The following is a 22,153-nucleotide window of genomic DNA, read 5'->3' as shown; positions in this document are numbered from 1 at the left end:
CCCGTTCGCGTCGCTAGGCGTCCCTACGTGAACGCAGCTCCCGCCTGAGGATCTTCCCACTGCTGGTCTTGGGCAGCTCGGGCAGGATCTCGACCACCCGCGGGTACTTGTACGCGGCGAGCCGCTCCTTGCAGTACGTGGCGACCTCGTCACCATCCACGTCCGCGCCGGGCCGCAGGCTGACGTACGCCTTGACCGTCTCGCCCCGGTAGTCGTCGGGGACGCCGACCACGGCGGCCTCGCGCACCGCGGGGTGGGTGTACAGCACGTCCTCGACCTCGCGCGGCCACACCTTGAAGCCGGACGCGTTGATCATGTCCTTCTTGCGGTCGACCACGTACAGCCAGCCGGCGGCGTCCATGAAGCCGATGTCGCCGGTGAGCAGTTCCCCGCCGGGGAAGGCCTCCGCCGTGGCTTCCGGCAGGTGCCAGTAGCCGGAGACGACCTGCGGGCCGCTCACGGCGATCTCGCCCTGCGTGCCGAACGGCACCTCGGCGCCGGTGTCGTCGAGGATGCGCACCACGGTGTCGGGCCCCGGCACTCCCACGGCGAGTGTGCCCGACTCGGGGTCGACGGGCGCCTCGACGCCCGGCGGGACGGACGCGCACGGCGCGGTGCACTCGGTGAGGCCGTAGCCGTTGTGGACGTAGGGGCCGAGCGCGGCGCGGAACTTCTCCACGAGCGCCGGCGGCAGCGGCGCGCCGCCCGAGCTGATCTGCTCGAAGGACGCGAAGTGGGCGGGGGTGACGTCCGGGTGCGCGGCGAGCGCCATGAACGCGGTGGAGGGGCCCACGGTGTAGGCGGGCCGGTGCTCGACGAAGGCGTCCAGCACCACGCCCGCCTCGAAGCGGTAGGCGAGGGCGAGGGTGCCGGCGTTGGCGAAGCAGGCCGCGAGCTCGCAGACCATGCCGGTGATGTGGAACAGCGGGGCCAGCGCGAAGTAGCAGGAGCCTTCCGCGAGGCCCTGTCCTGTGGCCTGCCGCTCGGCGTTGAACATGATGTTGCGATGGGAGTTCATCGCGCCCTTCGGGCGGCCGCTGGTGCCCGAGGTGTAGCTGATGAGCGCGGTGTCGCCGGGGCCGGGGTCCCGTCCGCCCGGGGCGGGCAGGCCGCTGCGCGCCACGGCGAGCAGGTCGTCGGCGTCCTGTGCCACCGGGAACCGTTCGAAGCCGAGGACCCGGCGGTCGTCACGCGTCTGGAGGTCGAGCTCGCTGGTGGTCAGCGCGATGCGCACCGGCGATCCGGCGGCCGTGTCGCGCAGGTAGGCCTCCCAGGCGCGGTCCGAGCAGATCAGCGCGGAGACGTCCGCGTCGCCGAGGACGTGACCGACCTCGGCGGACTTGTACATGGGGTTGAGCGGGACGACGATCGCCCCGGCCTTCCACGCGCCGAGCAGCGCGAGGACGAACTGGGGGCTGTTCTGCAGCATGATCGCGACCCGCTCGCCGCGGGCCAGGCCCCGCGCGGCGAGGTGGCCCGCGACGGAGTCACTGAGCTCGTCGGCCTCCCGGTAGCCGAGCCGGCCGTCGAAGTAGACGACGGCGGCCCGGTCCGGGGCCCCGGCGGCCGACTCGCGGAAGGCGTGCACGACCGAGTCGGCCGGGGTGATCGGTGCCCGCTGCGCCTCGTTGAGTATCCCCAGCCAGGGCTTGGCGGCGTAGATCGACGCGGTCACTCGGTGACCCCTTCCCGTGTCTCCAGCTTCTGCTGGTAGTGGTTCATCGTCGCGAGCCAGCGGTCCGGGTCGGCGGCGCGCGCCTGCGCGAACCGGCCGGCCTCGGGGTGCGGCAGGACGAGGAAGCGGTCCTCGGCCATGGCCGTGAAGAGCGCGTCGGCCACCGCGTCCGGCTCGATCGCGTCCGGGGCCAGCATCAGGCGCCCCGCCTCGCCGGACGCCGCGAGCATGTCCGTGCGGACGCCCTGCGGGCAGATGGCGTGCACGCGCAGGCCGCGGTGGCGGTAGGTGAGCGAGAGCCATTCGGCGAAGGCGAGCGCGCCGTGCTTGGTGACGCTGTAGGGCGCGGCGCCGAGCATCGTCAGCAGCCCGGCTGCCGAGACCGTGGAGACGAACCGTCCCTCACCGCGCTCCAGCCACGCGGGCAGCAGCGCCCGGCAGGCCCGTACGTGTGCCATGACGTTGACGTCCCAGGCGCTCTGCCACACGTCGTCGTCCGTCATGGGGTCGCCGCCGGTGCCCACACCGGCGTTGGCGCAGTAGACGTCGACCCGGCCGCCGAGTGCTTCGCGGGCCTGGCCGATGGTCGTGGCCGCGTCCCCGGGGACCGCGACGCCGCCGATCCCGGCCGCGACGGCGGCGGCTTTCGCGGCGTCGAGGTCGTTGACGGCGACCCTGGCGCCCCCGGCGGCGAACCTGCGGGCGAGCGCGGCTCCGATGCCGCCCCCCGCTCCGCTCACGACGACCCTCGCGCCCTCGAAGCCTTCCATCGGCACCTGCCCTTCGGCTGCTCGTCGGCCGTGTTGCTGACACGTCCGACTGGCAGACTAACCAGTCGGTATGTCATCGGGGAAGGCTTGGTGCCCGATCGGACGCGACGGCCTCATTCCGTACCGGACCACGGGGGACTACGGTGCGTGGGCATGACAGCAATGATCGTTTTCCCCGGTCCGGACCCTACGGCACTGATCGTTTCCAGCGGCACGGAGGCGGCGGCATGAACCTGTCCCGACGAGGTCTGCTCGCGGCGGGCGGCGCCCTGGGAGCCGCCGGGGCGGTGGCGGCGGCCGGGCCCGCGACGGCCGTCGCGCCCCGGCACGGTGCCACGGGCGGCTCCCGCGTCCACACCGGCTTCGACCGGCTGAGCGCGGACGGGTACCGGCTGCTGGCCGGGCAGAAGGTGGGGATCGTCACCAACCCCACGGGCATCACGTCCGACGTGCGCCACATCGTGGACGTGATGCACGCGGACGACCGGGTGGACCTCGTCGCGGTCTTCGGCCCCGAGCACGGCTTCCGCGGCACCGCGCAGGCGGGCGGCGGCGAGGGCACCTCGGCCGATCCGGCGACCGGCCTGCCGGTGTACGACACTTACCAGGTCAGCGGGCAGCCGCTGGTGGATGTCTTCACGAAGTCCGGTGTCGACACGGTCGTCTTCGACATCCAGGACGCGGGCGCCCGCTTCTACACGTACATCTGGACGCTGTACGACTGCATGGAGGCGGCGGCGCGGGCCGGCAAGCGCTTCGTGGTGCTGGACCGGCCCAACCCGGTCACCGGGCGGGAGGCCACCGGACCCGTGCTGCACGAGGAGTTCGCGTCCTTCGTAGGCCGCAAACCGATCTCGCAGCAGCACGGCATGACGGTCGCGGAGCTCGCCGCTCTCTACAACGGCGAGTTCCTCACGAAGAAGGCCGACCTGACGACCGTCACGATGACCGGCTGGCAGCGGTCGATGTACTTCGACGGAACCGGGCTGCCCTGGGTGCTGCCGAGCCCCAACATGCCCACCCCGGACACGGCGTTGGTCTACCCGGGCACCTGCATGTTCGAGGCGACCAACCTCTCGGAGGGCCGCGGCACGGCCCGCCCCTTCGAGCTGCTGGGGGCCGAGGGTCTGGACGCGGCGTGGGCGAGGGCCGCGACCGCGCAGAACCTGCCCGGCGTGCACTTCCGCGAGGCGTACTTCGCGCCGACCTTCTCCAAGTTCACCGGCAAGACCGTCGGCGGCCTGCAACTTCACGTCCACGACCGGGACGCGTTCGACGCGGTCCGTACCGGCATCGCCCTGCTGATCACCGCGAAGCGCCTCTACGGTGCCTTCGCCTGGCGCGCGGACAACGACATCGCGACCCTCACCGGCTCGGACCAGGTCGGCACGATGATCGACGCGGGCGCGAGCACGGACCAGGTGGTCGCCGCCTGGCAGAAGGAACTCGCCGCGTTCCGTGCCGTGCGCCGCCACTACCTCCTCTACCGCTGAACCGCCCGCAGCGCGGGTACGGACCGCGCCCGATGACGTGCCCGTGGCCGGGCGGCTGACGGGACTGTCCGTTCGCGGGGCCGCCTACCCGACGCCGCCCTCACGCACGGCACGCGCCGGGCGCCGGATCGCACTCCCCGGCGCCCGGCGCGGGGCGCGGGCACGGATGGCGTGAACGAAGGGGGGAGTTTTCGCACGCCAGTCGTCATGCGGATGTAAAGCCGCAGATCACGGGGGTCATCGTCGGGTAAAAAAGTCGGCGCTCCCGTATTCGTCACGGCAATCCTCTTTTTGATGGAGCCGAATGGGGCAGGCGTACGTCCATTCCACAACGCCGGAGTTCCGGAGATCCACTGACGGAGGTGGCATGTGATGGCCGGGTTCAGAAGTCTCGCGAGACAAGTCCGCGACCCGCGCTGCGATCTGGCCTTGCGGCGGTATTCACTGCGCAAGTGCCTGGAGAGGTTCGCCCCCTACGGGCACCGGGCGACGTGGGACCACCTGTGCGCGAGGCACGGCATAGAACCCGAGGACAGGTCGCCCGAGCCGGGCCGTCTGGTCGGGGCGCTCGACGAACTGGAAGAGGCCAGGGCGGTCTGGCTGCAGTACGAGGTGGACTTCGCCGAACGCCGCAAGCGCGAGAAGCACGACGGGCTCCGCCAGCCCGGGAGCTTCGACGACTGGCACCGGCTCACCTGGGGCGGCAACGGCGTGGCCCGCTGCGACAACCCCCGCATCCACCCCTCCGACTCGCTCGCCGAAGTGCTGCGCAGGCTGATCGCCGGCCTGGAGTCAGGACCCGGCGAGACCTGCCCGGTGTGCGGCGCGACCCGTGAGATCGTCTGGCGCCCCGACCTCACGCACGAGCCGTGGTCGGGCCCGGTGTGCACGGGCTGCGGCATCGTCGTCCCCCAGCCGGTCCTCACCTCCGAGGCGCTCGCCCACGCGAAGCACGGCCGGGGCAAGGCACTCACCGCCGCCTGAGCGCCGGTGATCCCGCCGGCGCACGGCACGGCGGGTCACGCGCGCGCAGCACGGCCCGCTTCTCCCCACCGCTGTGTCCGGTACGTCCGTCCCCGCACGGCCGCCCACCCGCACCTGTTCCCCGCACGCCCGTCACGGCAGGCGCCGTCGTCACCGCACGCCCCGCCGCCCCCTTACGACCGGCCGCCCACACCTGCTCCCTGTACGCCCGTCACGCATGCCCCGCCGTCCCCGTACACCCGCCACGGCAGGCTCCGCCCGACCCACGCGACGCGTCCGCACGTCCCTCTCACCCGGGTCCGCGTCATCGCCCCGGCAGCAGCCGCGACCCGGTGATGCGCCCGCCGATCACATCGTCCGGATGCGACAGCACGCACGTGGCCGGCGGGAGGCAGATGCAGTCGGCCGGGTGGTCCTTCAGCCTGCCGAGCCGCCGGGTCCGCTCGTCGGGTCCGCAGCGCCAGGCCCGCGAGAGCCGCGCCCGGTCCTGGGTGGTGGGTGTGCGGCCTGGGGCGGTTAGGCGAGCGCGTCCCCGACCGCCGTGAGCGGGATGCGGGCGCGCCGCGCGCACGAAGGCCACGCGGCGCGGCGCGTCAGGCGGGTCGCGGCGCTGGTTGCCACAGGCCCTGCGGCTGCTGATCAGCACGCGTTCCTCGTTCAGGCGCAGGGCCGACACGGCGGCCCCGCCGCGGGCCGAGAGCCGGCCGACGGCGGGGACGTGGACCTGGGGAACGCGGAGGACCCCCGGGAGCCTACGGGTGCGGGTGCCCGGGCACGGCGGCCTCGTTGACAGGAGAGCGGCGCCCCGACCATCCTGAGCAAGCGCTTGGACAGCGCCGGTCGGGGCGTCGACTCGCCCCGCACATACCGATCGGTACGACGACAGGGAGCCGGGGAATGACCGAGCCGAAGACCTTCACCTCCGCCGAGGAACTGCACGCCGGGATCGGCGAGCAGCTCGGGTACAGCGAGTGGGTGGAGATCGACCAGAAGCGGATCGACCTGTTCGCCGACGCCACCGGCGACCACCAGTGGATCCACGTGGACCCCGAGAAGGCGGCGGCCGGCCCGTTCGGGACCACGATCGCGCACGGCTACCTGACCCTGTCCCTGCTGCCGATGCTCCTGCCGCAGGTGCTGAGCGTGCGGAACGTGAAGATGGGGATCAACTACGGCACCGAGAAGGTCCGCTTCCCGTCCCCGGTCCCCGTCGGCTCCCGGCTGCGGGCCACGGGCGCGCTGACGGACGTCAAGGAGGTCGGCGGCGGCGCGGTGCAGGTGACGGCGCGCGTCACCGTCGAACGCGAGGGCGGCGACAAGCCGGTCTGCGTGGCCGAGTCGGTCTCCCGCTACTACTTCTGAGGCCCGCGCGGGGGGCGTCACCGGCCGGCGCCGGCCCGCGGGCGCGACGTGGATACGGACGCGGAGGCGGGTACGGACCGGCACCGCCGGCCCGTACCGCATCCGCGCGCGTGAGGCCCGTACCGGGCCCTGCCCCGCGCACCATGACGCCCGCGACGCGCCCCGGAGCAAGGGGCCGCTACGCCGCCGGCGCCGCGAGCGGGCGGCGGCGCTCCTCAAGGCGCTCGATCCATTCGCGCTGCCCCTCGGTGATGACGTCGCAGATCCAGTCCCAGTGCAGCGCCACCAGGTCGCCCGGCGCCACGCGGCCGACGAGCGACCTGCCGCCGGTCGACCAGCGGGCCGCCTGGCGCCGGGGCGCACCCGGCGCCAGCACCCCGCGCGCCGCGTCCCACAACAGGGGCCGCGACGTGACGACGGCGCTCTCACCGTCGACGTCCACCACCACACCCGTACGGATGCGGCACTGGTCGAGCACGTTCAGCGCGGTCGCCCTGCCGGCCGTGGCCAGCAGGCCGGCCCACGGATACACGTCGAACACCTGGAAGCTGTGGTGGGCGCGCGCGCCGGCCCCCGCCTCGCGCCAGGTGCCGCCGAGCTGGCCGCGGAAGCGGTCCCGCATCCGCTCCAGCAGGGCCCCGGGGTCGGCCCGCTCCAGCAGTTCGTTGCCGATCCAGTACGCCTCGACGACGTACGGGTCCAGCGGGTCGGCGACACCCGCGCTCTCCGCGAGGAACTCCAGATAGCACCAGGCGCCCTCGAACTCCCGGGCGCGGCTCTCGATACCGTCGGTGGCCTCGGTCCGCAGGAGGGCGGACGCGTCGGCGGGACCGCAGTAGCCCAGCTCGTTGGGCGGGTAGGCGTAGCGCGCGAACAGCACCGCTCCCTCGGCGCTCACCTCAGCAGATCCTCGGCAGCTGCTCGCCGATGGGCTGCGGGACCACCCGGGTGCCCCCGAGGCCGGTCCTGGCCACGACCATGCCGGGGTGGTCCGCCAGGCAGGTGCCGATCCGGCACGCCGAACGGCCGAGCGGGTGCGCCCGCATCGCCTCCAGCACCCGGTCCGCCGCCTGAGCGGGGACGATCGCCAGCAGCTTGCCCTCGTTGGCGACCTGCAGCGGGTCGAGACCGAGCAGGCTGCACGCGTCGCGGACCGTCTCGGGGACCGGCAGGTCCCGCTCCACCAGCTCGACCCCGACGCCCGAGGCCCGGGCGATCTCGTTGAGCGAGGCGGAGACACCACCGCGGGTCGGGTCCCGCAGCACATGGAGGTCGGCGCCGGTCGCGATCATGTCGGCGACCAGGCCGTGCAGGGCCGCCGTGTCGCTCTCCACGGTGGAGGCGAACTCCAGGCCCTCGCGGCGGCTGAGCACCGCCACGCCGTGCGCCCCGATGTCGCCGCTGACGAGGACGGCGTCGCCGGGACGTGCGCGCCGGGGGCCGATGTCGACCCCGTCCGGGATCACACCGATGCCGGAGGTGTTGATGTACACCCCGTCGCCGCTCGCGCGCTCGACGACCTTGGTATCCCCGGTCACGAGCCGCACCCCGGCGGCCCGCGCCGCCGCGCCCACCGCCCGCGCGATGCGGTCGAGGTCGGCGAGCGCGGTGCCCTCCTGGAGGATGTACGCCGTCGACAGGAACAGGGGTGAAGCGCCCGACATGGCCAGGTCGTTGACGGTCCCGTTCACGGCGAGGTCGCCGATCGAGCCGCCGGGGAAGAACATCGGCCTGACCACGTAGGAGTCGGTGGAGAAGGCGAGCCGGGTGCCGTCGCCCACGGTCAGGACCGCCGAGTCGCCCAGCTCCGCCGCCGCCGCCGCGCCGTAGGCGGGCAGGAAGAGGTGGTCGACGAGTTCGCCGGACATGGCTCCGCCGCCGCCGTGTCCCATGACGACCGCCGGGGTGTCGCGCAGCGGCGCGGGGCAGGTCCAGCCCTCGAAGTCGAGGTCGGGGACCGCGACGGGACCGGGGGCGGGGGCGGCTGGCACACCACGCGCACCGGTGGCGGTGGCGGGGGTGGTGCCGGTGGAGGTCGCACCGGTGGAGGTGCTGGTCGTCCCGGTCACTTGGCGTCCACCAGTTCCAGTCGGCGGTACGAGTGGTACGCGGCGCACGCGCCCTCGGACGAGACCATCGTCGCGCCGAGCGGGTTGCGCGGCGTGCACTCCTTGCCGAACGCGGGGCACTCGTGGGGCTTGATCAGCCCCTGGAGCACCTCTCCCGAGCGGCAGAGCTCGGACTCGGCGGTGTGGATGCCCGTCACGTCGAAGCGCAGTTCGGCGTCGAAATCCGTGTACTTCCCGGCGAGCCGCCAGCCGCTGCGGGGGATCTCCCCGATGCCCCGCCAGGTCCGGTCGGTCACCTCGAAGACGTCCCGCAGCATCTCCATGGCGGGGAGGTTGCCCTCCTCGCGTACGGCGCGCGGGTAGGCGTTCTCCACCTCGTGCCGGCCCTCTTCGAGCTGGAGGACCGTCCGCCGGACGCCTTCGAGGATGTCGAGGGGTTCGAAGCCGGTGACCACGATCGGCACCCGGTACTTCTCGGCGAGGGGCGGGTACTCCGCCGTGCCCATCACACTGCACACGTGCCCCGCAGCGAGGAACGCCTGCACCCGGCAGGTGGAGGACTCCATGATGGCGGCGATGGCGGGCGGCACGAGGACGTGCGAGACCAACAGGGAGAAGTTGCGTACACCGAGCCGGGCCGCCTGGTGCACGGCCATGGCGTTGGCGGGCGCCGTCGTCTCGAACCCGATGCCGAAGAAGACGACTTCGCGGTCCGGGTTCTCCCTGGCGATCTTCAGCGCGTCGAGCGGGGAGTACACCACGCGGACGTCGCCGCCCGCGCTCTTGACGGAGAACAGGTCCTGGCTGCTGCCGGGCACCCGCAGCATGTCGCCGAAGGAGCAGAAGATCACCCCGGGGCGCGCGGCGATCGCGAGCGCCCGGTCGATGGCCTCCAGCGGCGTCACACAGACCGGGCAGCCGGGCCCGTGGATCATCTCCACGCCCTCGGGCAGGAGTTGGTCGATGCCGTGCCGGATGATCGAGTGGGTCTGACCGCCGCAGACCTCCATCATCGCCCAGGGCCGGGTGGTCGCGGCATGGATCTGGTCGAGCAGTTTGCGCGCCAGGGCGGGGTCGCTGAACTCTTCGAGGTACTTCATCGGGCGGCCTCTTCGGGGGTCGTGGACGGGTGTGCGGTCGGTCCTGCGCCCCCGCCGTGGGCGGGCGCTCCAGCCGGCGCCGGGTTCCCCGCGGTCGCCCGGTCCCCGGCGGTGGCCGGGTCGCCGCCCGCCTGCCGCGCGGCGAGTTCGAAGCCGTCGCCGAACTCCTCCTCCAGGATCCCGAGCCGGTCGAAGTTCGCGAGCGTCTCCAGCGCCGAGCGCTCGTCGAGCCGTTGGATCGCGAACCCGACGTGGACGATGACGTACTCGCCCACCGTCACATCAGGGATGTACTGGAGGCACACTTCCTTGCGCACTCCCCCGAAATCCACCTCGGCCATCAAGGCGCCTTCGGATTCGGCGGTGCTGAGCACACGCCCCGGAACTGCCAGACACATGGTCCTTATTCCTTTTCTGTCTCTCGTGGGACAACCGGATGGATGACGGCACGCCGCAGCGCGCGAAGACACGGCCGGGCGGCGTCAGGCCGACGCCGCGATCAGGAGCTGGCCGAGAGCGAGCCCACCGTCGCCCGGGGGCAGCAGCCGGGGCCTCAGCACGGTGAAACCCCGCGCCGTCAGGTCGTGTTGTGCGGCCTGGAGGAGCACGGCATTGGCGAACACACCGCCGCCGAGCGCCACCGTCCCGACACCGGTGCGCTCCCGCAGGGCCACCGCCAGATCCACGACGAGGTGGGCGACGGCCGCGTGGAACCGGGCCGCGACCGCCTCCGGCCGCACCCCGGCCCGTACGTCCGAGGCCACCGCGCGGATCACGGGCGCCGCGTCGGCGAGATCCGGGCCCCCGTCCGGGGCGGGCCGGACCGTGAAGGCATAGGCGCCGGGGGCATCCGTCCCGCCCGCCCGGGCGAGCCCCTCCAGCGCGACGGCCGCCTCCGCCTCGTAGGCGATCTCCTGCCGGACACCGGCCAGCGCGGCGACCGCGTCGAACAGGCGACCCATGCTGGATGTCGGCACGCACCCGAACCCGGTCTCCAACTGGCGCCGCAGCAGCTCCTGTTCACGGGGAGGGCAGGCCGCCACGGGCGGCAGCGCCGCGTCCCAGCCGAGACCCGCGGCGTGCAGATGCGCGAGCGCCATCCGGTACGGGCGCCGCACACTGGCGTCCCCGCCCGCGAGCGGCACGTACGCGAGGTGCGCCGCCCGCCGCACGGAGCGGTAGCCGCCGAGCAGCACCTCACCGCCCCACACCGCGCCGTCGGTGCCGTACCCCGTGCCGTCGAAGGCGAAGCCGATGACCTCGTCGTCCGGGCCGAGCCCGTGCTCGCCCATGACGGAGGCGATGTGCGCGTGGTGGTGCTGCGCCGTGCGCAGCGGCCTGCCGCGGGCGTGCTCACGCGCCCAGCCGCCGGAGCGGTAGTCCGGGTGCAGGTCGGCGACCAGGGCGCGGGGGGCCGTGCCGGTGAGGAGTTCGAGGTGCGCCTCGGTGGCCGTGAGCGCGTCCAGCGTGGCGAGGTCGTCCATGTCGCCGATGTGCTGGCTGACCCAGGCGTACCCGCCCTCCCCCAGCGCGCAGGTGTTCTTGAGGTCGGCCCCGGCGGCCAGCAGCGGCGGCACGTCGAACGGCAGCGCGAGCGGCAGCGGCGCGTATCCGCGTGCCCTGCGCAGCGGCAGTTCCGCACCGGCGACGAACCGGCTGACGGAGTCGTCGCACGGCACCCGGATCGGCCGGTCGTGCCGCAGCCAGGCGTCGGCCAGCGGCGCCAGCACACTCAGGGCCCGTACGTCGTCGGTGACGATCGGCTCACCGGACAGGTTGCCCGAGGTCATGACGAGCGCGTCGGGTCCCCCGGGGTCGCCGTCGAGCCCGAACAGCAGGACGTGGAGCGGGGTGTACGGGAGCATCAGTCCGAGGTCGGGGGCGCCCGGGGCGACGGCGTCCGGCAGCCCGCCCGCGCGCCGGGGCAGCAGCACGATCGGTCGGCGGGGACCCGCGAGCAGCTGCGTCTCGTCCTCACTCACGAGGGCGAACTCCCGGGCGACGTCAAGGTTCTTGACCATCACCGCGAACGGTTTGCCACCGCGCCGCTTGCGGCGCCGCAGTTCGGCGACCGCGCCGGCGTCGCGCGCGTCGCACGCGAGATGGTACCCGCCGAGACCCTTGACCGCCACGATCGCGCCCTGCGCGAGCAACCGCCGGGCGGTGCGCAGCGCGTCGTCGTCGCGTACGGCGAACGCGCCGTCGGCGCGTACCAGTTCGAGCCGGGGCCCGCAGGCGTGGCACGCGATGGGCTGGGCGTGGAAGCGCCGGTCCCGCGGGTCCTCGTACTCGGTCCGGCACTCGGCGCACATCGCGAAGCCCGCCATGGTGGTGGTGGCGCGGTCGTAGGGCGTGCCGGTGACGATGGTGTATCGGGGGCCGCAGTGGGTGCAGGTGACGAACGGGTGCCGGTAGCGGCGATCGCCCGGGTCCGCCAGCTCGGCGAGGCAGTCGGCGCAGGTCGCGATGTCGGGCGAGACGAGCGTCCGGGCGCGGCCCGCGGGGCCCGACTCCTCGATGGTGAACCCGCTTGTCCCGCGCGGTGGCCGAGCGGACTCCGTGACGCTCTCGACCAGCGCGAGGGGCGGCGCGCCGGTACGCAGGCGCTGCCCGAACTCCGCCACGGCGGCCGCCTCGCCCTCGACGTCCGCCACCACACCGCTGCCGGTGTTCGCCACCGACCCGCTGAGGGCCAGCGCGTCGGCGGTGACATAGACGAAGGGGCGGAACCCCACCCCCTGTACGACCCCGCGCACCTCGAACCGGCGCCGGACACGCACCCCGGGCGGCGCGTCGCACGGACCGGGCTCCGCACCGCACCCCGAGCGCAGCGCCCCGGCCCCGGCGGCGGCAGGCGACCCGGCCTCCACCGTCACGGGAGCGGGAGCGGGCGCGGGCGCGGTCCGGGGAACGGGAGGGCACGCCGCCTCCGTTACCGTCTCCGTTACGCAGACGGACGCAGCGTCGGCTACGGGCGCCGACGCCACATCCGGTACGGGCCGGGCCGCGACGAGGGCCACCGCACCGGGCGCGTGAGCGGCCTCCGGCACGGTCGCGGCATCCGCCGCAGGCGCCGGGGCGGCCCCCGCCCCGCCGCCGTCCGCCAGGGCGACGGACGAGCGGACCGGGGCACGAGGCGCGCCCCGGTGCGGGTCCTCGCGGCCGGGCGTGGGGCCGGAGCCGGGAGCGGGGCGGCCGCCCGGCTCCGCCCCTGACCTCGCTCCAGGGCCGGTCGCGGGTCCGGGGCCGTCCTCGGGGCCGTCCTCGGGACCGGCGCCGGTCCCGGGCTCGGTCTCAGCCGTCCGGCCCCGGCCCATCATCTCCAGGCCGGACAGCGCCTCGGCTGCCTTCGTCCCGTCGATGACCTCCAGCGCGAAGCCCATGTGCAGCAGCACCCAGTCACCGCACGCGGGGGGCGCGTCGAGCATGCCGATGTTGACGCGCCGGCGGGCGCCCTCGACGTCGACCAGGGCCAGCTGCCCGGCGTACCCGTCCACGATCTCCACGACTCGGCCGGGGATGCCAAGACACACGATTCAGGTCCTCCGGGGCTCGGTGGCCGCGGCCTCGACGGCGGCGGGTACGGGTGCGGACGCGGACGCGGACGCTGTGGTGGTCGCGGTGACGGGCGCGCCCGCAGGGCCGGTGGTTTCCGTGGGCCGCGAGCGCCGCACCAGCGCGAGCACCGCGTCCATCGCCTCCGGGACGGCGGCGGCGACCGCACCGCTGAGCCCGATGCCCTCGCCGAGGTCCGCGGGTAGGCAGCCGACGACGAAGGTGAGGGGCAGCGTACCGCCCAGTTGGCCCAGGTTTGCCAGAACTGCTACCGGATTCATCCCATGCGCGTCGAATTCACCCTCACCCAGGTCGTCGGCGCCGACTTCGAGCACGGTGACGCTCCCCGGCGGCCCCTCGCCGGGGCACGCGTCGACGAGTACCAGCGCGTCGTAACCGTCGAGCAGGTCGTAGGCGAGGTGCATGCCGCGGATGCCGTAGTCGACGACGCGGACCCCGGGCGCCAGGTCCGCGCGGTCGCCGAGGCGCCGCACCACCTCGGGCCCGAAGCCGTCGTCACCCAGGAAGATGTTGCCGATGCCCGCGACGAGCATGCGGCCGCCCGGAGCCCCGGGGACCCGCGCCGACGGCCCGTCCGCGGGCATCCCACGCTCCTGTTCGCTGCCGCTCGCGCTCACATCGAGCGCATCCTGAGGTACCTGCGGATGTCGGGGATCGACTGCACGCCGGCGACGACGGCGACCGCCGCCACGGCTGCGGCCACACCTGCGGTGATCATGCCCAGGGTCTTCACGATCGGCTCTCCTCACGGTGTTGCGGGGTTGGTGTCCCGGTCCCGGTACGGGTCCCGGTGCGGGTCCCGCTCCCGGCGTCGGTCTCGGTCCCGGCGGGCAGGGGTTCCAGCTCGTCGGGCGCGAAGTAGAAGTACCGGCCGTACCAGTCATGCAGGTCGGCGGCCGGATCGTCGACGAGGACCAGCGCCACGTGCACGCCGCCGTCCACGTCACTGAGCACGGCGGTCACCCGCGCGACCTGGCCCGCGAAGAACAGGTCCTGCGCGTCCGCGCGACGGGCCGGGTGGACCCGGACGAGGCTGCCCTTGGCCACGCTGACGCCGTCGATGACGACGGCGTCGCTGCCGGGGCGCACGGCGGCGTCGGCCGCCGGGTCCCACCAGGGCGCGTCACCGGTGGTGAAGTCGGCCTCGGGCAGGTCGCGTACGTCCCCCGCCCCCTCGCCCGCCGGCGGTGCGGCCGGGTCCGGGCCCGGGGCGTGCGGATCACGCAGCAGGCCGTGCAGGCGCTGGAGTTCGGCGGGAGTCATGGCGTCGCAGCGGTCGATGACCTCCCGCGCGCGCGGGTCCGTGGCACGGGCCTCGGCCTTCTCGTCCTCGGTCATGGTCATCACCCGCAGGGTGAGGATCTCGTCGATCTCGGTGGAGTCGAAGAGGTCGCCGGGGCTCGCCTGCGCGATCTCCGGGTGGTCGTAGAGGATGATCGGCGCGCCGAGCACGGTGTCGGCGCTGCCTGGCGGGCCCGCGAGGACGGGCCAGCAGCGGTGCTGCCGGCAGCCGGCAGCCGCCGCGGCGGCCTCGGGCGGCGGGTCGAGGAGCGAGACGAAGTCCGCGTTCCGCGCCCGCAGCAGCAGGTGCGTGCCGATGAGGGAGGAGCGGATCGCCGCCTCCTTGTCGCCGGCGTGGCCGGCGTGTTCGTTCGTCACGGACACGGTGAACCGGGTGTACCCGCCGTCCTGTGCGCCCGCGCCGGCGCAGGGCTCGCCGTGCGCGCGGATCCGGACGGTGAGCGGGGACCTGCGCCGCACGACGCGGCCCACCGGTGTGCCGTCGGCGTCCGTCAGCCGCTCCGTGTCCTCGCCGCCTGCCACCTCCCGCACTTCGTCGACGGTGTCCGTCAACCGCATTACGGGCAGGGCAAGTTCGTGTTCGACGGCCTCGTCCCAGGTCAGCACGGAGGTACCGTTCACGGTGAGGGAGTCGACCGGGGTGTGCCCGCCGTCGCGCTCCAGCCGCTGCACCTCGCGCACCTGCAGTTGGAGGAAACGCAGGTGGACGGTGAGGCCCGCGTCGCCCGGGGCACCGGTCGGGGCGAGCAGGACCTGCGTCGTCATGCCGGGTTCCTCGCCGAAGCTGGCGGGTCCGGCGTTCGGCGGGCCGAGGACCCCGAACTGCCAGCGGGAGCGGTTCTTGTGGGAGCTCGCCCGGTAGGGGTAGAGCAGGTAGCCCTCGTAGAGGACCGCGTCGGCGACCGCGCGTACGGGGTCGAGGCCCGCCGTGCTCACCGGACCACCTCGCCGATCTCTTCGAGCACCGTGCTCACCGTCTCGTCCCAGCTGATGAGGCCGCGCCGGGCGCGGAAGTCCGCGAACCGGGCGAGCATGTCGGAGTCGAGCCTGATCCAGCCCGTGTGGGGGAAGTGCGCCGAGATCAGCTGCCGCCACACCGCGACGGGCATCGCGTACCGGGCCTCGCAGTCCCACGGCACGTGCCGCACACCGAAGCCCGTGCCCGACGGGCCGCCGTCCTTGGTGAACACCGTGCCGGAGAACAGCAGGTTCAGCGGCACGGAACCGCTGCCGAGCGCGTGCAGGTAGCGGGAGCCGACCACGTCGAAGTCGTACGTACAGGGCAGGGCGAGGTCGACTTCGGTTGCGCCGGTGAACCCCTGCACGGTGGTGTTGCACTGCATCCACAACAACGGCCGCAGTGTGTCGGCCCAGCGGTCGTGCTCCCCGAACAGGCCCAGCAGAGCGTCCCGTTCGGCGGCGTCGTACGAGCGGCGCTGCGGTTCGATACGGACCTGGCAGCGCAGCACGATCGCGTGGACGCGCTCGCCGCCGCTGTCCTCGATCCGCAGTCGCGCGGTCAGTTGGGGCGCGGCGCTGTACGGCTCCGCGACCACGTCGAGCACGGAGAAGTCCAGCCCGGCGGGCTCCGGTCCGCTCACGAGGCGCGTCCTTCGGTGTAGGGCCTGCTCCGCTCGCTGACGTGGGCGAAGAACGCGTCCATCGCGGCGTGCGCCTCGCGCCCCCCGTCGAAGCCGCGCCACACCGTCCGCAGCCGGCCGACGAGTTCGTAGCAGGCGTCGACGGGCACCAGGTGGCAGCTGGACGCACCGGACTCGGTGCGGCGCACCAGCAGGGCCTCCACGTCGGGGAGTAGGACGGCGAACTCGGGGTGGCTCTCGATCACGGAGTCCCAGGCGTCGAGCGGGAGTTCCGACTCGGTGGCGCCCGCCGGGCCCGGGTAGAAGGCGACCGTACGGCCGAGCGCCGAGTTGCGGAACAGGAAGGCGAGGCCGACCGGGATCTGGAGTTCGTCCCAGGTACGGGCGTCGAGGCTCACGCCGTCGAAGCGCAGGTAGCGCTCCGGGACGGCGCGGTAGCGCAGGTTCGCGCTCTCGTCGGTGAACAGCAGGTAGCAGGCGCGGCAGCTGCACATCAGCCCGCGGCTCTCCAGGTTCACCACATGGGCGTGCTCGTCACCGATCGGGGCGGCGCACATCTCGCAGCGCTCCCCCTCCATCACCGGGCGCCGGTCGCGGCTCAGACGCAGCAGTGCCGCGGCCGGGGAGACCCGGCCGGCCGGCGCGCTCACGTCGCCACCGCGGCGGGCACCGCGAGGGACACGGTCGCGCCGTCGGTGAGCACCGGCAGCGGGTCCAGGTGGACGCCGTCCTCGTCGAGGCACGCACCGGCCCGCCGTACGTCGTAGTGGGCACCGCAGGCGGGGCAGCGCAGCACACCCTCGCCCAGCGCGCCGCCGAGCCGCCGGGCCAGCGAGGCTCCCTTGAGCGAGCCGGCGCACCGGCCGCAGGTGTCCAGGAACGCGTACAGGTCCTGCCCGATGCGGCAGGCGAGCACCGGGACACGGCCGACGGTGAGATGGCGGACCGCGCCGGACTCCAGCGCGGCCAGTTCCGCGACGGCCTCCCACGAGCCGCCACCCTCCGGCGCGGCGCTCGCCTCGCGCACACGGGTGAACAGCGCGTCGACGGGGACGACGGTCCCGCCCGCCGCGGTGTCGGGCGTCCCGGCCGGGGCCTCGACCTCGATGGCGGTGATCTCCGGCGCGGCCGCCTCGACCGCGCCGCGCACGGCGAGTTCGAGCGTCGCCGACGAGGAGGGGCAGCCGTCGCAGCTGCCCAGCAGCCTCAGGCGGACGGTGCCCTCGTCGCTGACGCCGAGGAGTTCGACGTCACCGCCGTGCGTGCCCAGGTAGGGCCGTACGGCGTCCAGGGCCTGCTCGACGCGCGTCTCGACGCCGTACGGGTGCAGGCCGTGCACCAGCAGCAGGCCCGCGACGAGTTCGTCACCGGCCAGAGCGGCGAGGACGGCGTCGTCCAGCCGGCCGTGGTCGTGGACCAGGTCGAGGAGCCGTTCGAGTCCCGCACCGTAGAAGTCGGTGACGAGGCGTACGAGTTCCTCGCTGCGTTCGCGGGCGACCACGCCGTTCGCGGCGCTCGCCGCGATCAGCGTCTCGATGCGTTCGCCCGTCTCCCGCCAGTCCTCCCGTCCCTCGGACTCGCGGTCGCCGGCGGGTGGTTCGATGGGTGGTTCGATGGGTGGTTCGGTGGGTGCGCTCACGTCACTCACTCACTGCCTGCCGACTGGGTCGGGGAGTGCAGCAGTTCGAGCTTCTTGCCCTCGCCGAGGTACATGTGCACACCGCACGGCAGGCAGGGGTCGAAGCTGCGCACGGTGCGCATGATGTCGATGCCCTTGAAGTTCTCCCGGTCGTTCTCCTCGAAGATCGGCTGGCCCTGCACCGCGTCCTCGTAGGGCCCCGGGGTGCCGAAGGTGTCGCGGGGGCTCGCGTTCCACGGCGTGGGCGGGTACGGGTGGTAGTTGGCGATCTTCCCGTCCCTGATCACCATGTGGTGGGAGAGCACACCGCGCACCGCCTCGGTGAAGCCGCAGCCGATGCCCTCCTCCGGGACCTCGAACTTCTCCCACGTCTTGGTGCGCCCGGCCCGGATCTCGACGAGCGCCTTCTCCGCGAAGTGCAGGGCGCAGGCCGCCGCGTACGCCTGGAAGTAGGTGCGGGCGCGGTTGCGCTCGATGGTGTTGCTCCACTTCGGGACGTTCCACTCCAGCTCGACCGGGCCCTTGAGCGCCGTCTTGGGGAGGTTGATCTTCACGCTGTGGCCGGTGGCCTGGACGTAGCCGATGTCGACGAGGCCGGCGAGCGCGGTGGTCCACAGGCGCGCCAGCGGGCCGCCGCCGGTGTCGAGCGCCAGGTAGTCCTTGCCGTCGAACCAGCGCGGCGACATGACCCAGCTGTACTTGTCGTCCAGGTCCCGCTTCTGCGGCTGCGGGTTGGTGTGCTGGTTCCACGGGTGCCTGCGGTCGACCGGGTTGCCGAGGGGGTCGTGGCTGACGAACATCTCCTGGTCCTCCCAGTCGCCGTAGTACGACGAGCCGAGCAGGATCCGGATGCCGAGGTTGATCTTCACCAGGTCGGTGGTGACGAGCTTCCCGTCCACGACCACACCGGGGGTGACGTACATCTTGCGTCCCCACTCGGTCATGTCCTTGTACTCGAAGTTGCAGTACTCCGGGTCCTGGAAGGAGCCCCAGCAGCCCAGCAGGATGCGGCGGTTGCCGACCTGCTCGTAGCCGGGCAGCGCCTCGTAGAAGAAGTCGAAGAGGTCGTCGTGCATCGGCACGACCTTCTTCATGAACTCGACGTAGCGCTGCAGGCGGGTGATGTAGTCCGTCATCAGCTGGACCGTGGCGACCGTGCCGACGCCGCCCGGGTAGAGCGTGGACGGGTGCACGTGCCTGCCCTCCATCAGGCAGAACATCTCCCGCGTCATACGGCTGACCTGGAGCGCCTCGCGGTAGAACTCGCCGGTGAACGGGTTCAGCGAGCGCATGATGTCGCCGATGGTCTTGTAGCCGTGCGCCTCGGCGCCCGGTGACTGGGTGCGGTTCGCCCGCTCCAGCACGCCGGGGTTGGTCTCGGCGACCATCTTCTCGCAGTAGTCGACCCCGACCAGGTTCTCCTGGAAGATGTTGTGGTCGAACATGTACTCCGCGGCCTCGCCGAGGTTGACGATCCACTCGCCGAGGTGCGGCGGCTTCACCCCGTACGCCATGTTCTGCGCGTAGCAGGAACACGTGGCGTGGTTGTCGCCGCAGATGCCGCAGATCCGGCTGGTGATGAAGTGGGCGTCGCGCGGGTCCTTGCCCTTCATGAAGACCGAGTAGCCGCGGAAGATCGAGCTGGTGCTGTGGCACTCGGCGACGGTCTTCTGCTTGAAGTCGATCTTCGTGTAGATCCCCAGGCTGCCCACGATGCGGGTGATGGGGTCCCACGCCATCTCCACCAATTCGCTCTTGCCCTGGCTCGTCGCCGTCATTGCGCCGCCTCATCTGTCAGTGTGTCGGGGAGTCACCGGCTGGACAGCGCCGGCCGACGAGTTACGGGGTGTAGGGGTCACCGGGTACGGGCCGCGGGAGTACGGGCCACGCGGGGTACGGGCACGGGCATCCGCGCCCACCGGAGGCGCGGATGCCCGGATGTCACCAGGTGCGGGTCGCGCCGCTCCTGAGTTCGGTGCCGGGCCTGCGCCACTTCGGCTCGTGGTCGAGCGTGTGGGTGGTGAGCCCGCGCAGGCGGCGCATCGTCACGCCGTACGCCTTGGAGGCGTTGGTGGAGAGCTTCCCGCCGGGGGGCTCGTCCATGAACGGCATGAACTTGTCGGGGAAGCCGGGCATCGTGCAGCCGATGCAGATCCCGCCGACGTTGGGGCAGCCGCCGATGCCGTTCATCCAGCCGCGCTTGGGCACGTTGCACTTGACGGTGGGGCCCCAGCAGCCGAGCTTGACGATGCACTTCGGGGAGCCGTACTCGGTGGCGAAGTCGGCCTGCTCGTAGTAGCCGGCCCGGTCGCAGCCCTCGTGGACGGTCTGCCCGAACAGCCAGGTCGGGCGCAGCGCGTCGTCGAGCGGGATCATCGGAGCCTGGCCGGTGGCCATGTAGAGCAGGTAGGTGAGCGTCTCGGAGAGGTTGTCCGGCTGGATCGGGCAGCCCGGCACGCACACGATCGGGATGTCCGCCTTGGACTTCCAGTCCCAGCCCAGGTAGTCGGGCAGGCCCATCGCGCCGGTCGGGTTGCCCGCCATGGCGTGGATCCCGCCGTACGTGGCACAGGTGCCGACGGCGACGATCGCGGTGGCCTTCGGGGCGAGCCGGTCGATCCACTCGCTGGTGGTCATCGGCTGGTCGGTGCCGGGCTTGTTGCCGAACCCCGACCAGTAGCCCTCGTCGTGCAGCCGCTCGTTGGGGATCGACCCCTCGACGACCAGGACGAACGGGTCGAGTTCCCCGCGGTCCGCCTTGAAGAACCATTCGAGGAAGTCGTCGGCGCCGTCTCGCGGGCCGCACTCGAAGTCGATGAGCGGCCAGTGCACCGCCACCTGGGGCAGCCCCGGCAGGGCACCGAGGGCGATCTCCTCGATGCTCGGCTGCGTGGCCGCCGTCAGCGCCACGGAGTCGCCGTCGCAGCTGAGACCGGCATTGATCCACAGGACGTGGATCAGCGTTTCTTCCGCTTTGACCGCGGCTTCTGTCGGCATAGCGTTGCCGCCTTCCGGGGGCTCAGGCTGTATCCGGAGCGTCACCGAGTTCGGGGTGGCGCGCCACGCGTGTGGCGCCGGTCACATTGCTACCATCCACAGGCCCCGGTGGCCGCGCGGCAACGCAGGCCGACCCGGGAACTCCCTGGACGCAGGTGGGGCACATCCGCGCCCGAAGCCGACCGAAACCGCCCCCATCAGTGGTTATTGCGCCCTACGGCCCGCCGATCCCCGGTTGGGCCGTCCGGGTGATTCGGGTGCGATACCCCGATCGGTGCTTCGCGCGGCCGCCTCACCCGGCCTCGGACCTGCCGCACGGGCACCTCGGACGTGATGGACACGAAGGGACGGCGGAACGGCGATGCACGAACTGGCGATCACACAGAGTGTCGTGGACGCGGTCTGCGAGAAGGCGGCGGGCCGCCCGGTCCACACGGTGACCGTCCGCGTCGGCGCGCTCACCGCGGTGGTGCCCGACTCCATGCGATTCTGCTTCGACCTGGTCACCGCGGGCACGGTCGCCGAGGGCGCGCGGCTCCAGATCGAACAGCCCGGCGGCTCGGGGCACTGCCGGGCGTGCGACACCGACATCCCCCTCGACGGGCTCGTCCTGCTGTGCCCGTGCGGCAGCGCCGACGTGCGGGTCGTGTCGGGGCGGGAGCTCCAGATCGTTTCGATGAAAGTGGGCTGAACCGGATGTGCGGAACCTGCGGTTGCGGTGGGACGAGCGCCCATGGGGGCGTGCGGATCGGCGTACCGGGCGAGGAGGGCGCGACGCCGCACCACCCGCACCCACCGGCCGATGGCCGGGACCACGCCCACGGCGGCGCCCACGGCCACGGCCATGACAGCCACGACACTCATGAGCACGGCCGTGCCGGGGACGGCGACGCCACCGTCACGCTGGAGCAGCGGGTCCTCGCCAAGAACGAGCTGCTGGCGGAGGAGAACCGGGCCTGGCTGGCCGAGCGGGGCGTCGTCGCCGTCAACCTGATGAGCTCCCCCGGCTCGGGCAAGACCACGCTGCTGGAGCGCACCGTGCGCGACCTGTCGGGACGCCGTGAGGTCGCGGTCGTCGAGGGCGACCAGGAGACGATGCTCGATGCCGACCGCATCAAGCGGGCGGGCTGCGCCGTGGTCCAGGTGAACACCGGCGCCGGCTGCCACCTGGACGCGGGGATGGTGCGCGGCGCGCTCACCGCGCTGCGTCCCTCGCCCGGTTCGCTGGTCCTCGTGGAGAACGTGGGGAATCTGGTGTGCCCCGCCCTGTTCGACCTGGGCGAGCAGAGCAAGGTCGTGATCATCTCGGTGACCGAGGGCAGCGACAAGCCGCTGAAGTACCCATACATGTTCGCCGCCGCGGACCTGGTCCTCATCAACAAGATCGACCTGCTGCCCCACGTCGACTTCGACGTCGACCAGTGTGTGCGCTACGCCCGTTCGGTCAGTCCCGGGCTGCGCGTCCTGACCGTGTCGGCGACGACGGGCGAGGGGATGGACGACTGGTACGCGTGGGTCGCGCGGCAGTACGGGCCCGACGCGCAGGCGCCGGTGGCCGCCGCGCGTTGAGACACCGCACGAGGGA

At 72.8% G+C, this 22,153-nt stretch carries 20 protein-coding genes; 5 read left to right on the top strand and 15 right to left on the bottom strand.

Features of this window, described 5'->3' with window-relative positions; all coding sequences use genetic code 11:
* Positions 1-13: 13 nt before the first annotated feature.
* Both OG310_RS27800 and OG310_RS27795 read right to left on the bottom strand, forming a co-directional pair.
* A complete protein-coding gene (locus OG310_RS27800) occupies positions 14-1,675 on the bottom strand; it encodes a class I adenylate-forming enzyme family protein (RefSeq protein ID WP_329458591.1) in 1,662 nt (553 codons plus the stop codon).
* On the bottom strand, positions 1,672-2,445 hold the full coding sequence (locus OG310_RS27795) for an SDR family NAD(P)-dependent oxidoreductase (RefSeq protein ID WP_329458590.1): 774 nt from the start codon (positions 2,443-2,445) through the stop codon (positions 1,672-1,674). The genes OG310_RS27800 and OG310_RS27795 overlap by 4 nt, the downstream gene beginning before the upstream one ends.
* A gap of 227 nt (positions 2,446-2,672) precedes the next feature.
* Here OG310_RS27795 and OG310_RS27790 point away from each other — a divergent pair, with 227 nt between their 5' ends.
* From OG310_RS27790 to OG310_RS27780, 3 genes are all read left to right on the top strand, one after another.
* Positions 2,673-3,938: an exo-beta-N-acetylmuramidase NamZ family protein gene (locus OG310_RS27790; RefSeq protein ID WP_329458589.1), complete on the top strand. Its 1,266-nt coding sequence runs from the start codon at positions 2,673-2,675 to the stop codon at positions 3,936-3,938.
* 372 nt (positions 3,939-4,310) lie between these two features.
* On the top strand, positions 4,311-4,922 hold the full coding sequence (locus OG310_RS27785; RefSeq protein ID WP_329458588.1) for a hypothetical protein: 612 nt from the start codon (positions 4,311-4,313) through the stop codon (positions 4,920-4,922).
* Between the two features lie 897 nt (positions 4,923-5,819).
* Complete coding sequence (locus tag OG310_RS27780) at positions 5,820-6,284, top strand: MaoC family dehydratase (RefSeq protein ID WP_329458587.1); 465 nt, start codon at positions 5,820-5,822, stop codon at positions 6,282-6,284.
* Positions 6,285-6,462: 178 nt separating this feature from the next.
* On the opposite strand, the gene OG310_RS27775 is transcribed toward OG310_RS27780, so the two are convergent.
* From OG310_RS27775 to OG310_RS27715, 13 genes are all read right to left on the bottom strand, one after another.
* Positions 6,463-7,182: a DUF6390 family protein gene (locus OG310_RS27775; protein WP_329458586.1), complete on the bottom strand. Its 720-nt coding sequence runs from the start codon at positions 7,180-7,182 to the stop codon at positions 6,463-6,465.
* Position 7,183: 1 nt separating this feature from the next.
* The gene (gene hypE, locus OG310_RS27770) at positions 7,184-8,176 is read right to left on the bottom strand and encodes a hydrogenase expression/formation protein HypE (RefSeq protein ID WP_329460422.1); all 993 of its coding nucleotides are present in this window, start codon (positions 8,174-8,176) and stop codon (positions 7,184-7,186) included.
* Between the two features lie 173 nt (positions 8,177-8,349).
* The gene (gene hypD, locus OG310_RS27765; protein ID WP_329458585.1) at positions 8,350-9,453 is read right to left on the bottom strand and encodes a hydrogenase formation protein HypD; all 1,104 of its coding nucleotides are present in this window, start codon (positions 9,451-9,453) and stop codon (positions 8,350-8,352) included.
* Positions 9,450-9,851 carry a HypC/HybG/HupF family hydrogenase formation chaperone gene (locus OG310_RS27760; protein WP_329458584.1) on the bottom strand — a complete coding sequence of 134 codons (402 nt, stop codon included), beginning with the start codon at positions 9,849-9,851 and terminating at the stop codon, positions 9,450-9,452. The genes hypD and OG310_RS27760 overlap by 4 nt, the downstream gene beginning before the upstream one ends.
* 84 nt (positions 9,852-9,935) lie before the next feature.
* A complete protein-coding gene (gene hypF, locus OG310_RS27755) occupies positions 9,936-12,986 on the bottom strand; it encodes a carbamoyltransferase HypF (protein WP_443078745.1) in 3,051 nt (1,016 codons plus the stop codon).
* A gap of 3 nt (positions 12,987-12,989) precedes the next feature.
* The gene (locus OG310_RS27745; RefSeq protein ID WP_329458583.1) at positions 12,990-13,613 is read right to left on the bottom strand and encodes a hydrogenase maturation protease; all 624 of its coding nucleotides are present in this window, start codon (positions 13,611-13,613) and stop codon (positions 12,990-12,992) included.
* 29 nt (positions 13,614-13,642) lie between these two features.
* Complete coding sequence (locus OG310_RS38595; protein WP_443078744.1) at positions 13,643-13,762, bottom strand: DUF6893 family small protein; 120 nt, start codon at positions 13,760-13,762, stop codon at positions 13,643-13,645.
* Positions 13,759-15,267, bottom strand: a complete 1,509-nt coding sequence (locus OG310_RS27740; protein WP_329458582.1) for a hypothetical protein — start codon at positions 15,265-15,267, stop codon at positions 13,759-13,761. Before OG310_RS27740 ends, OG310_RS38595 begins: the two co-directional genes overlap by 4 nt.
* On the bottom strand, positions 15,264-15,932 hold the full coding sequence (locus OG310_RS27735) for a DUF6084 family protein (protein WP_329458581.1): 669 nt from the start codon (positions 15,930-15,932) through the stop codon (positions 15,264-15,266). Before OG310_RS27735 ends, OG310_RS27740 begins: the two co-directional genes overlap by 4 nt.
* The gene (locus tag OG310_RS27730) at positions 15,929-16,582 is read right to left on the bottom strand and encodes a DUF5947 family protein (protein ID WP_329458580.1); all 654 of its coding nucleotides are present in this window, start codon (positions 16,580-16,582) and stop codon (positions 15,929-15,931) included. Before OG310_RS27730 ends, OG310_RS27735 begins: the two co-directional genes overlap by 4 nt.
* Positions 16,579-17,571 carry a NifU family protein gene (locus OG310_RS27725; protein WP_329458579.1) on the bottom strand — a complete coding sequence of 331 codons (993 nt, stop codon included), beginning with the start codon at positions 17,569-17,571 and terminating at the stop codon, positions 16,579-16,581. The genes OG310_RS27730 and OG310_RS27725 overlap by 4 nt, the downstream gene beginning before the upstream one ends.
* A gap of 5 nt (positions 17,572-17,576) precedes the next feature.
* Entirely contained in the window at positions 17,577-19,349 is a 1,773-nt protein-coding gene (locus tag OG310_RS27720; protein WP_329458578.1) for a nickel-dependent hydrogenase large subunit, read from the bottom strand.
* Positions 19,350-19,512: 163 nt separating this feature from the next.
* Positions 19,513-20,568 carry a hydrogenase expression protein HypE gene (locus OG310_RS27715; protein WP_329458577.1) on the bottom strand — a complete coding sequence of 352 codons (1,056 nt, stop codon included), beginning with the start codon at positions 20,566-20,568 and terminating at the stop codon, positions 19,513-19,515.
* 361 nt (positions 20,569-20,929) lie between these two features.
* Here OG310_RS27715 and OG310_RS27710 point away from each other — a divergent pair, with 361 nt between their 5' ends.
* Both OG310_RS27710 and hypB read left to right on the top strand, forming a co-directional pair.
* Positions 20,930-21,259, top strand: coding sequence for a hydrogenase maturation nickel metallochaperone HypA/HybF (locus OG310_RS27710; protein WP_329458576.1), 330 nt, complete (start codon positions 20,930-20,932; stop codon positions 21,257-21,259).
* Between the two features lie 50 nt (positions 21,260-21,309).
* Complete coding sequence (gene hypB / locus OG310_RS27705; protein ID WP_329458575.1) at positions 21,310-22,137, top strand: hydrogenase nickel incorporation protein HypB; 828 nt, start codon at positions 21,310-21,312, stop codon at positions 22,135-22,137.
* The last annotated feature ends 16 nt before the right edge of the window (positions 22,138-22,153 follow it).

It is taken from the genome of Streptomyces sp. NBC_01497 (assembly GCF_036250695.1).
GTDB lineage: Bacteria > Actinomycetota > Actinomycetes > Streptomycetales > Streptomycetaceae > Streptomyces.
Note: the sequence above shows the minus strand (reverse complement) of the source record. Positions and strands in the feature narration are given on the sequence as shown.